Source organism: Mesorhizobium sp. (assembly GCF_004963255.1).
GTDB lineage: Bacteria > Pseudomonadota > Alphaproteobacteria > Rhizobiales > Rhizobiaceae > Mesorhizobium.
Genome location: NZ_SUGA01000067.1, coordinates 1 through 12,445, shown reverse-complemented (window position 1 = coordinate 12,445; position 12,445 = coordinate 1). Strand labels below are relative to the sequence as shown.

At 58.9% G+C, this 12,445-nt stretch carries 5 protein-coding genes; 3 read left to right on the top strand and 2 right to left on the bottom strand.

All coding sequences use genetic code 11. The features are described 5' to 3' along the window. Positions 1-51: 51 nt before the first annotated feature. A complete protein-coding gene (locus E5X34_RS31985; protein WP_292573131.1) occupies positions 52-762 on the bottom strand; it encodes a thermonuclease family protein in 711 nt (236 codons plus the stop codon). 97 nt (positions 763-859) lie between these two features. After that, positions 860-1,273 (bottom strand): MucR family transcriptional regulator, encoded by a 414-nt coding sequence (locus E5X34_RS31980; RefSeq protein WP_082826711.1) that lies wholly within the window; start codon positions 1,271-1,273, stop codon positions 860-862. Positions 1,274-1,909: 636 nt separating this feature from the next. On the opposite strand from E5X34_RS31980, the gene E5X34_RS31975 reads away from it, so the two are divergent. From E5X34_RS31975 to E5X34_RS31965, 3 genes are all read left to right on the top strand, one after another. Continuing rightward, entirely contained in the window at positions 1,910-7,495 is a 5,586-nt protein-coding gene (locus E5X34_RS31975; RefSeq protein ID WP_063169424.1) for a DUF3320 domain-containing protein, read from the top strand. A 71-nt stretch (positions 7,496-7,566) separates the two neighbouring features. Further along, positions 7,567-8,826 (top strand): DNA repair exonuclease, encoded by a 1,260-nt coding sequence (locus E5X34_RS31970; protein ID WP_063169423.1) that lies wholly within the window; start codon positions 7,567-7,569, stop codon positions 8,824-8,826. Then, positions 8,823-12,296 (top strand): AAA family ATPase, encoded by a 3,474-nt coding sequence (locus E5X34_RS31965; RefSeq protein ID WP_063169422.1) that lies wholly within the window; start codon positions 8,823-8,825, stop codon positions 12,294-12,296. The genes E5X34_RS31970 and E5X34_RS31965 overlap by 4 nt, the downstream gene beginning before the upstream one ends. The last annotated feature ends 149 nt before the right edge of the window (positions 12,297-12,445 follow it).

Genomic DNA, 12,445 nt, shown 5'->3' with positions numbered 1-12,445 from the left:
TGGGTCTACATCAACAAGCTCGAGCTCAAGGCCGTGGCCTGAGAACACCGCTTACCAGTTATTGAGATACCAGCGCGCCTCATCGCATGAGGAGATTTGCTTACAATAGCGACGCGGTTGACACGAATAGCTCTGAGCTATTTGGCGACGGCCTGTAAGGCCGTAGGATGTGTCATTACCGGGTTTATTGTTGGCTGCATGTGTTGCTCGCCAATCCCAAGGGGCTGTGAAAGTGCCAACCCAGATGCCAATCTTGGCCCTTTGGGCATCTGCCTGTTGTGACGCGTAACTACCATGGCTGTATCGAGGCCAATCCAGGGCATAACCCTGTTCGACCATCCAAGACGCAATGCTAGCACCGTCCGCCCGCTGACAATCACCAACGAAGCGGTTGTAACGATCCCACGAAACAAAGTTGCACTGGATGGGTCGGGATTGACTGAGGAAGATGTCCAGTGCTTCTGCGGATTTGCGGCCGCATGGGTATTCTTGCCCGCTTGCGTCGCTGCAGTTTTGGCTGCTTTCAGGTGCGTCGATGCCATTGAAACGAATACGCTGTCCGTGGATCTCGATCGTGTCCCCGTCAACGATGGACGCTACGCCGACGATAGGCTTCGGTTTTGACCCGAGTGCGCTTGCTGTATTGGGTCCCGCGATCTGGTTGCCCCACCCTGTAAAGTAGGAGGTGACATAAGCGCCCACTGCTAGCGTGATCACCAGGATCGCGGCTAATGATTTATGTGAAAAGAAACGCTTGCGCATAATTGAAACCCGGCCGCGTCTTGGCCGCGAGCTGCGGCGATGGGAATAGCGATCGCGATTCAATTTTCGATCCTTTGCGAAGCTGCCAAATGTTTTGCTAGCGCGTCTTTGACTTCTTGGCTGCTGCTTTCTTGGGCGCGGCTGCTGTGCGACCGAGGCCAATCGATTTTGCCAATCTGGAGCGATTGGCTGAATAGTTAGGCGCGACCATGGGGTAATCGTTGGAGAGGCCCCATTTTTGGCGATAGGCGTCGGGCGTCAGTCCAAAATGCGTGTTCAAGTGTCTCTTGAGGGACTTGAACTTTTTGCCGTCTTCGAGGCAGACGATGTAGTCTGGAGTGACTGAGCGCTTGGGGTTGACCGCGGGAACTTGGTCGGGTTTTTCCGGTTCGGACGGCTGGCCGATACGCGCTAATGACGAATTGATGCTGGCAATAAGGTCCGGCAATGAGGAGACCGGCACTGAATTCTTGCTCACATAAGCCGCAACGATATCGGCGGTAAGCTCCATCAGCGCGGTGGCCGTATTTTGGATTTCGTCAGTCACTTCATGGCTCCGGACTTCTGCAGTGAAATCCCGATCTATTACTTATCGGCTAAAAAAACCAGTAGAGGGAGGATACTAAATGCCAGGCGCTAATAGTGATGAATGTTAAAGCGCCAATCAGAATGCGGAACCACGAGAGACGGTGGATTGATTGGGCGCGGCGTTTTCTTTGTATGACCAGGAAAGCGGCTTGAGGCTCACAGGCGGATGCATTTAGATTTGGACGAGTAGGACCTACGCATGACATTTTCGAAAGACCCGCCGCCGGAGGTTAAGCCCCAGAAGGATAAGGCAAAGACTGGATCTGAATTGGACCGCGTTCCAAGTGCGGGAGCCATTCGGGTCCGCAACGGACTCTCTGTGTCAGAAAAAGACATTGTGGAGGCGGCTAAATACGGGGGCAGGGAGCGAGAATCCTCGTCGGATAGCGACTAGGCAAAGGGGGCCAAGAATGCAGGCTCTGACCCATATCACACGTCGCAATATTGGACGGTGTCCAGAAGTGATCGCAGTCGTTTCTAATTGAACACGGCTGTTTTTTCTTGCGCGAACGCTCTACGCGGGCTCTAGCTGGTTCTCCTTTCAAAGGGGATGTAAGTCTTGGACGTAAAACAGTCAGTCTTCCAAAGCGATCTCCCTCTAAAGGAGAAACTCGAGCGCGCCAGGATGGAGTTGCTCGATCTTTCCGCCCGCAATCGACTTTTGAATGTGCCGCGGTTTTCCAAGAGCGCGAAGACGATCGATATCGTCGATGAGAAGTCGTCCGAAATTTATCGATTGCTGGTGACCGAAGGAAAGGCTTTTACCTTCCTGGCCGGCAAGCCCGATAGGCCGAAAGCGGGCCAGGATGAAAGCAGCCCTCCAGACGAAGAGATCGACTATTCCCCCGTCGCTCTCGCCCAACCAGAGGACGATGGAGTCGATAACAGAGGGATATCCGCGCGGCACTCGGACACCAAGCTGCAGACGCGTATGACCCCAACTGGGCTGCAGCGGCGGCTCCTTGATCTCTACCATGATGCCCGCACACTCGAGGAAGAGCAGGGCGTCAATATCCTCTTTCTGGCCCTTGGAATGCTGAAGTGGATTGACCCGAACAACAAAGAGAACATCCGTCAGGCCCCCCTCATTTTGGTGCCGGTTCGGCTTGAGCGAGGGGCCGCTGGAGAAAAATTCCGCCTACGAGCCCGGCCGGAAGATCTTACCGCAAACCTCTCCTTGGAACTCTATCTCGACCGCATTCACAAGCTCGCTCTGCCGCGTTTTGAGGTGGGAGATGACTTCGACGTCTCGGCCTATCTCGATGCCGTTGCCGAAGCAATTTCGACCAAAGAGGGTTGGGAGGTGCTTCGCGACGATATGGTGCTCGGCTTCTTCTCGTTTGCGAAGTTCTTGATGTACCGTGATCTGGATCCGGATCTCTGGCCCGATGGCGCAAAGATTATCGAACAACCGAAGATCCGCTCGCTTCTTTCAGATGGTTTCGAAACACGCGAGCCGCTTATGTCGGACGACATAGCGATTGATCCGCACATTGCGCCCGCCGAAATGTTGCATATCGTCGACAGTGACAGTTCTCAGACACTGGCGATCCATGACGTCAGAAAAGGTCGCGACCTCGTTATCCAAGGTCCGCCTGGGACAGGAAAATCGCAGACGATCGCAAACATTATTGGGTCGGCCGTTGCCGACGGAAAGACCGTGCTGTTCGTGGCCGAAAAGATGGCAGCGCTGGAGGTCGTCAAGCGACGGCTTGACACTGCTGGGGTGGGGGACGCCTGCCTTGAGCTGCATAGTAACAAGGCGAACAAGCGCATGATGCTAGAGGAGCTGCGGCGAACCTGGCAACTCGGATCGCCCAGGGGCCAGCTTCCTTCTTCCCTAACTGATCGCTTGCTGGAGGCTCGCGATAAACTCAACGCACATGCTGCACGAATGCACGTTGCGTTCGGAGCGTCCGAACTCACTCCTTATCAGGTTCTCGGCCAGCTAACCCGACTAAGGCAGGTCGGTCAGAAACCAGTGGACATCGAACTTACGGATGCCACAAGCTGGACAACTGACGGCGTTTCGCAACGTCGCAAATTGCTCGATGAGGTCTCTCAGCGGATCAACGAGATCGGCTTGCCGATCCACCACCCGTGGCGGGGAGTTGGCCTGGATGTCGTTCTTCCAACGACCATTGAGAGGCTCGTCCCACGCATCGCGGCGTTGCTGGACCAAGCCAAGGCACTGCACGCCAAACTGGTCGGTATCGCTGAGCGGATCAAGGCCGAGCCTCCGAAAATTCTCAGCGACAGCGGCGAGATAGAAGATCGCGCTGAGCTTCTCGCGTCCGCGCCTGGACTTCCTGCCGAGGCGCTCGTCTCGCCGGTATGGGATGAGCGTCCGAAAGACATTTCATCGCTTCTCTGGTCAGGAACGGATTTCGCCCGCAAGTCCGAGGAACTTTCGGAGCAGTTGGCGGCAACGGCTATCGACACGCCAATTGAAGGTCTCGAGACAGAGCTTGCAAAGCTTCCCTCGGAATTTCCGAAAGATGGTTTCCATCGTGCGCGACAGCTCACCATTCTGCTCCCACGCTTGAGGGAAGAAGCTGAGCGCCTGAATCAGGAACTCGGATCGGCGATATTGCCAGACACGTTGGCAGGCTTGCTCAGGCTGGCCGTGACCGGCGAGCGAGTAGCGGCAGCACCTGACGCAAGTCCGGAGGCCTTCGCAGCCACCGTTTGGGACTCCGGACTTGAGCAGGCAGGCGACCTTGCCGACAGCGTAGCGACGCTTGAGGCTGCCAGAGCCGACCTTCAGGGCAAGGTTGTTGACGCGGCGTGGAGCACCGAGGTGGCCGCGGCGCGGCAGGCGCTCGCCACACACACGGGAATATTGAAAGCATTGAACGGCGACTACCGTCGCGCCACAGCACTTGCGCGGACTATTGTGGTCGACCCTAGCGCGCCTGCGACGCAGATAGTTGGTCTCCTCGACCTTTTGATGAAGGGTCAGGCTGCCGCAGCAAGAGTCCGCGAAGGCGACGCTTTTGGCCGTTCCGCCTTCGGGGCAGATTGGCGTGGGGAGCGATCGGCTTCCGCGCCACTGCTCGCGCTAGTGGAGTGGATGCGGACTCTACGAGGGCTAGGCCCCGAACCTCGGATTATCGCCGGCCGGATGGCGGAACGCTCCGAGGCCGGTGCGCGTGCAGCGCGCGTTCGCAAGGTTATCGAAATCGGTCGGCCAATTATCGAAGGTTTCTGGAACGATCTCGGGCACCTCGCGTCATCCATGCTAGGCGACGTGGCTTCCGCCGAGCGGGCCTCGCTGCAACTGATGGAAGCGAAGGCGAGCACTGTAGCTCAAGCCGATGATGCGTCACGACAGGTTCTGACTGACGTTCCGGATCTAATCACTGAGCGGGTGGAGCTACTGCGCCGACTAGGCAGACTACAAGCACTTGCTCAAGGGATCGATGCGGGAGAGAGCCTTGGCAAGTTCGTATTCGGCTCGTCGTGGCACGGTCGAGGATCCGATTGGGCCGCTCTCACGCAAGCCGAGCTTTGGCTGAAAGAAAATGGCTCGATCCGACATCTGGCTGCGCGGTTGCCTGAAAGAATCGAGATCGCAAACTCGGCACGTTCAGCACGTGAAGCGGCCCAAGCGGCAGCGCGGGAATTGAAGGCGCTTACAGGGGATTTGAAAGCCGATGCTCCCTCCTTGTTTGGAGTAGTCGATTTTCCGGACGTCGCGATAGGCGAGGTCGTTTCTCGGCTGCAGGGTTGGCTCGATCATCAGGAGCAGCTCTCGAAATGGGTTGCCTATGAAGAGCGATCCGAAACGGCCCGAAAGGCTGGACTGGGACAGTTGATAGACGGCCTAGCCAACGGCCAGATTACAACAGGATCGGCTCGATCAGTTTTTGATATGGCCTACTACGAACGAATGTTTCTGGCGATGGCGACCGATGAGCCGGAGCTGGCAAGGTTCGACGGGGAACTGCATTCCAGGGCTGTACGTGACTTCGCAGATCTGGACCGCCAGCGCATCAAGGCCGGCGCCATCGAAGTTGTAACGGCTCATCACCGGAAAATTCCTTCAAGAGACGGCGGAGCTGGACCTGTCGGACTGCTTCGTTCTGAGATGGCGCGCAGACGAGGCCACATGCCCATCCGGCAATTGATGCAGAAGGCAGGCCCTGCCATCCAGGCGCTGAAGCCAGTGTTCATGATGAGCCCGCTTTCGGTGGCGCAATTCCTGTCGCCCGGCCGGATGTCCTTCGATCTGCTCGTGATGGACGAGGCGTCTCAGATCCAGCCCGTGGACGCACTTGGCTCGGTCGCCAGGGCCAGTCAGGTGGTCGTCGTTGGCGACGAACGCCAACTGCCACCCACGACATTCTTCGCGAAGATGACAGGCTCGCAGTCTGAAGATGACGAGGGTGAGGGCGCGCAGGTCGCCGACATTGAAAGCATCCTCGGCCTGTTCACGGCCCGCGGCTTGCCGCAGCGTATGCTGCGCTGGCACTACCGTAGCCGTCACCAATCTCTAATCGCAGTATCGAACAGCCAGTTCTACGAGAACCGGCTTTTCATCGTGCCAAGCCCTTATACCCAAGAGGCAGGTATGGGGTTGCGGTTTCATCATGTGCCGGAGGGGGTCTTCGATTCCGGCGGCACAGGAACCAATCCGGTAGAGGCGAGAGCAGTAGCGGAGGCGATCATCCGTCATGCGAAGGTGAACCCGCAAGAGACTCTAGGCGTTGCAACATTTTCGGTTAGCCAACGCCGCGCGATCCAGGATGAACTCGAAGCGCTGCGGCGACTAAATCCCGACACCGAGGAATTCTTTCACGCTCATCCAAGCGAGCCATTCTTCGTCAAGAACCTCGAAAATGTTCAAGGCGATGAGCGCGACGTGATCATGATCTCGGTGGGGTATGCCAAGAATGCCCAGGGATACATGGCCATGCGTTTCGGCCCTCTTGGCGCGGAAGGCGGCGAGCGTCGGCTCAACGTCCTCATAAGCCGCGCCAAGCGCAGCTGCGAAGTATTCGCGTCCATCACAGACGAGGACATCGACCTGGAGCGTGGCAAAGGGAAAGGCATCTTCGCCTTCAAGCTCTTCTTGCACTACGCGAGAACAGGGCGAATTTCGCTTGCCCAAGTCACGGTTCGCGAAATGGATTCAATCTTTGTAGAACAGGTAGCCAACGCGCTGATCGAAATGGGTTATCAGGTTCATGCTCAAGTGGGCATTGCCGGCTTCTTCATCGACCTCGCAGTTGCGGATCCAGAGAGGCCAGGCCGCTATATTCTTGGCATCGAATGCGATGGCGCAGAATATCACTCATCTCGCTCGGCCAGAGATCGAGACCGGCTTCGGCAGTCGGTTCTGGAAGACCATGGTTGGATCATCCATCGCATCTGGAGCGCTGACTGGTTCCAACGGCCTCGTGAGCAGCTGGAGCGAACCATACTAGCGATTGAGGCCGCCAGAAAAGAACTCGATGAGCGGGCCGAATTGGGGGTCCAGAGAAATCGAGCTGTAGCCGTGCAGGTTGTTACGGTCGACCGAGGCAACGTGACGGAAATCGGTCTCGAAAGCACAAACGGATCCGAGACACCCAATCGAGCCTACGAAGAGGCCGAACTAAAGCGACCGGGATCGTTCGAACTCCACGAGACGCCCAGCGGAATCATGGCCGGACTGGTCGAGCAGGTCGTGGCTACAGAAACGCCAATCCATGTCGACGAAATAGTTTCGCGTATTCGGGACGCCTGGGGTCTGCAGCGGGCCGGTGGCAGGATTCAGGATGCAATCGAGCGGGGGGTAAGCATAGCACAGAGAGGTGGTTCAGTAGCCCGTCGAGGCAACTTCTGCTTCAAGCCAGGTGTTCCTGTTCGTCTCAGGGATCGCAGTGGGGTCGTGTCCGCTGGATTGCGCAAGCCCGAAATGATTGCGCAGGACGAGGTCGCCCAAGGCGCTATGGAAGTCGTGAAATCCAACCTCGGTGCGACAGAGGAAGAAATCGCCACAGGCGTTGCCAGGATGCTGGGCTTCAAAGCCACAAGCGCACAATTAAGGCAGCTGATTTCAGCTGGGGTCGCCGATTTGGTTGCCAAAGGAGTGTTACGGTCCCAAGACGGCTTGTTGGTGGCCGGCGAATCCGCGAGCGAGAAATTAGCTGAAGTGTAACGGGGCGCTGCAGCGCCCTCGTTGCAATTTCTGTCGAAGCTCGGAACACCTCTTTTGCTGGCGGAGGCCGAATGGCATTTCGATTCGTACACACGGCCGATATTCATCTCGACTCGCCGCTTCGTTCGCTGGCGATGCGAAATCCCGATCTTGCCGGGCTGGTGGGCGACGCCAGCCGCCAGGCATTCGTTTCGATAGTGGATCTCTGCCTTGAGGAACGTGTGGCCGCGTTGGTCATTGCTGGCGACCTATACGATGGCGACCAGACTTCAATGAAGACAGCGCGGTTCTTGGGCGCGCAGATGACACGCCTGCACCAGGCCGGCATCATGGTTTTCAAGATCCGCGGTAATCATGACGCCCTGTCGCGGATTTCCAAACAGCTGGTATTTCCCGACACCGTTACCATCTTTGGTGGTCGTGCTCAGTCGGTATTGCAGACAGCCGGCGGTCTGGACGTCGTATTCCATGGTTTGAGCTTTGCGAACCCTAAGGCGCCGGACAGCCTGTTAACCAAATATCCGGCGGCTCGTGAAGGGGCCGTCAACATAGGCATCATGCATACCAGTCTGGCTGGATCGCCAGGTCACGACGTTTACGCGCCCTGCAGCATCGCTGACTTGCACGCCCACGGTTTCGACTATTGGGCCCTCGGCCACATCCATGCTCGCCAAGTCCATCCTGGCGCCAGTGCCGTGGTGATGCCGGGAATACCGCAGGGGAGGGATATCAACGAGGCCGGTGAGAAATCAGTCACCCTGGTGACGGTGCGCCACGACCGTTCGGTGGAGATCGAGGAACGGCTGACCAGCGTTGCGCAGTTCGAACGGGTGAGCGTCGACCTTACCGGAGCGGTGGAGTGGCCCGAGGCCGTCGCGCGTGTTCGCTTCGCACTCGAAGAGATGCGGGCAACCGTCCGATCGCGTCATGCTGTGGCTCGCATTGGCCTGACAGGAACGTCACCACTGATGTGGGCGCTGATCCGCGACAGGGACCTCCTTCTTGCCGAAGCCGAACAGGCTGCGGAACAGCTAGGCCATACGTGGGTGGAGAAGCTCGAGCTTGACCTCGCGCCGCCTCGGACGGAGACCGCCGAGGATATTGCTGATCCGATTTTCGAACTCGAGCAATCAATGCGTGCCGATGCCACCTCGGAGGCCTTCCGCGCTGAGGCGAGGGCGTTCGTCCAAAAGATGGTCGCCGACCTTCCGGCCGACGGGCGGGATTTTGCTGGGACGGACGAAGCCGGGCTGGAACAGTTCCTCGATCAGGTGCTTTCCAAGGGCGCGGACTTGGTGACTGCCCGCCTTAAGGCCGGTGGATCGTCATGAGGTTGCGGCGCCTTGACCTCATTCGTTATGGAAAGTTCACCGATCGTTCGATCGACTTCGGACCCAAACCGGAATCCGGACCTGATCTGCATATCGTGTTTGGCCTGAATGAGGCCGGCAAATCGACTGCGCTTTCGGCCTATCTAGACTTGCTGTTCGGCATCGAGGAACGGAGCCGCTACAACTTCCTGCACGAGTACAGTGCCATGCGCATCGGCGGGGTGCTGGAACTGGCCGGCTCCGAACACACGTTCACGCGTACGAAACAGCGCAGTAATTCGCTATTGAATGCGACGGGCCAACCGGTAAGCGAGGTGGCGATCACGGCGCATCTCGCCGGTCTGTCGCGCGACGCCTACACGACGATGTTCTCACTCGATGACGAGACGTTGGAAGCCGGCGGAAAATCTATCCTGGAGTCGCGGGGCGACCTCGGCAAGCTTCTGTTCACGGCCAGCGCCGGTCTTGGGAACGCAAGTGATACGTTGAACGCCCTCGAGGCCGAAGCAGACGCTCTGTATCGGAAGCAGGCGCATGGAACCGAACTGGCGCTGTTGAAGAAGCGCCTTGTTGACGTAAAGTCGCGCAGGGATGCGATCGACACCCTTGCATCAACCTACGAGGGCCTGGAGGCCGAACGTCTCGATGCAGCGCAGCAGTACGGCCGAACCATCAGCGATCGGGCGGTGCTGGTGGCCAGGCTGGATACCTTTGCTCGTTACGTGCGTGCTGCGCCGATGCTGGCGGATATCCGGCGCAAGATTGCCCGGCTGGATCAGCTGCCGGACATCGCCTCCCCAGCCCGGACATCGACGGGAAGTGTCACCGAACTGATCGATGACGATGCCAGCCTCAGAACGCGGCTGTCCGCAAACATCGACGAGACCGAGCGCCTGGCGGAAAAAGTCACTGCGGTCGACGAGGACGAACCGATCCTGTCGATTTCCGAACGCATTCGCGGGCTGGCGGAGAGCAAGGTGCGCCATACCGCGGCTGGCTTTGACTTGCCCACTCGCAGGATGGAGCTGCAAATCCTCAACAACAGCGTGGCGAGCTGCCTTGCCGCCTTGGGCCGATCTTCCGAGGCGGATCCTGGCGCGCTGCTTCTGCCTGCCGTCACCGTTGGCGTCGTTCGCGCCATGGTCGAGCAGAGGTCCGGGATTGCTACCGGGATGCGTGCCGCTCGCGACGAAGCCGCGGCGGCACTCGATGCGCTGCAGGTGGCAAGGCAGCGGGTCGGCGAGGAAAGGGCGGTGCCCGAACCTGCCAGGGCAAGGCTGGGCTCGGCTTTGTCGAAAGCGCGAGCAAGCGGACACCAGGCAGAGATTAGGACGGCTCGCGAGGCGGAAGATGCGGGAACAATCCGATGGAAGGCGGCGCTCGCGCGCTTGCGTCCATGGAACGGAGATGCCCTCGCTCTCGCCAACGTCGCGGTTCCGAGCGCCGGGCAGATTGCCGCCTGGAAGACGGTAGCGTCAGAACTGGCAAGGAACACCGCCGTACTTGCCGAACGCCTTGCTGAATACGAGGGCAACCATGCCATGCTCGCCGCACGATTGGATGCCCTTCGTGCCTCGGGCGACATTGTCGACGATGAAGCGGCTACCGCCATCCGCCGAGTTCGCGATGATGCGTGGGCAACGCACCGCGCAGCGCTGACCGGTGACACCGCTGACGACTTCGCCGTGGCATTGGCGCGCGATGACATTGCCAGCGCAGGCCGGCTGGCCGGCGCGGCGGATCTGGCTGAGATCCGGGCAACTACGCGCGAGCTGGCCGAGGCCGCGGCCAACCTGTCACGCAACGGCATCCAACGCACACAGCTCGGCAAGGATGTGGATACCCAATTGTTGGAAATCCGCGCGGCCGCCAGGGACCTGCTCGGAGACGCCGTGGAACCTTCGTCTGAGCGCCTGATCGAAAGGATCGAGGATCAGATCGAGGCGCGCAGCGATGCGCTCGCTGCCTGGGAGCAGATCGAACTTGCTCGCTTGAAGGCCGAGCGAGCCGCTGACGCCGGCGAGCAGATACGCTTGGAAATGAGAGCAGTGCTGGGAAGCGTCGGCATTGTATCAGAGTCCAACGACACCCTCGAAGCAATCATGGCCATCGCGGAGCCGTTTCTGGATCGGCAGCGCAAGGTGGACGCCGAGTATGCCGAGGCGCTCAGAATGGTGAGCTCCAAAGAAGAGGATCTAGCGGCACGACGGGTTGCAGTAGGTGTGGCGGAGCGTCGCGAGGAGGAATGGCTGGCCGGCATTACCGAAGCACTCAAGGGAACTTGGCTCGAAAGCGGGCTCTCCGCATCCGGCGTCGGCACTGTGCTCGATCAATTGGCCGAACTTTCAAGAAGCCTGCAGGAACGGGACGACCTGCAGCTGCGTATCGACAAGATGGAGGCCGACAGGGCCAATTTTCTGGTCGAGGTCATCGCCGTTGCGGTTGAAGCCGACGAGCCGACGAAGGATACCGACCCGGAGCAGTTGGCCATCCGCCTTGCCGAGCGCCTAGAGCGTGCCGAGCGGACACGTGAAACGAAGGCAAGCCTCGGCAACGACCTGAAGCGCCTCAAGGAGGCGCGCGACATCCTCGACACTGAGATTTTGGCACACGAACGCCGCAAGAACGAGGTGCTGGGCGTCTTTGGTGTCGCCACTCTGCCCGAGGTAGTCGAACGCGATGAGCTGTTGCGTGAGCGCGATGGCTTGCGCACCACCGTCGCCGAACTTGAGGAACGGATAGTGGCGGAGCTCGCGGTCGACGGATTCGAGCAGGCCCGCTCGATCCTGGACGCGATCGATTTCGACGGCCTCGCGGTCGAGAAGGCTGAGGGTGAGCAGCGGCTTCGCCTGTTCGATGAAACCATCCAGCAACAGCTGATCCGGCAGACGCGCGCGGCCGACAAGCTGGACGCCATCGGCGGTGATAGTGCGGTTGCACGCCTGGATGCTGAACGGCGCACAACCCTGCTGGAAATCGAGGAGAAGGCCGTTCGCTACATAGAGCTGAAGCTTGGCATCATGTCGGCTGGCAATGCTTTGCGGATCTACCGTGAGAGCCATCGCTCCGGCATGATGGCGCGCGCATCAGACGCGTTCAAGCTAATGACGCGTGGCCAGTATTCGGGGCTGACAACCCAGCCTGTAAGAGGTGGTGAGGTTCTCATTGCTGTGCAGGGTGACGGGCAATCCAAGGTCACCGAAGCGCTTTCAAAGGGTGCACGATTTCAGCTGTACCTTGCCCTAAGACTCGCCGGTTATTACGAGTTCGCGCAATTTCGGCCCTCGGTCCCATTCGTCGCCGACGACATCATGGAGACGTTCGACCATATTCGCTCGGAGGAGGTTTTCAGGCTGTTCGGAGCGATGGCAAACACAGGTCAGGTCATCTACCTGACGCACCATAAGCATCTATGTGAAATAGCTGAGGCTGTCGTACCGGGAACGAGGATCCATCAACTCGCACAGTAATTTTCTCCGGAATACGTGAACGAACCAGTGAAGGACGCCGAATTTGACGGCAAGTATGCGCCTCATCTCAGACATACGGGCTGGCATCACTCTCGCCCAGAAGCAGACCTTGGCGCGACGACGCTCAACTCCGATACGCGGCTGCGGCC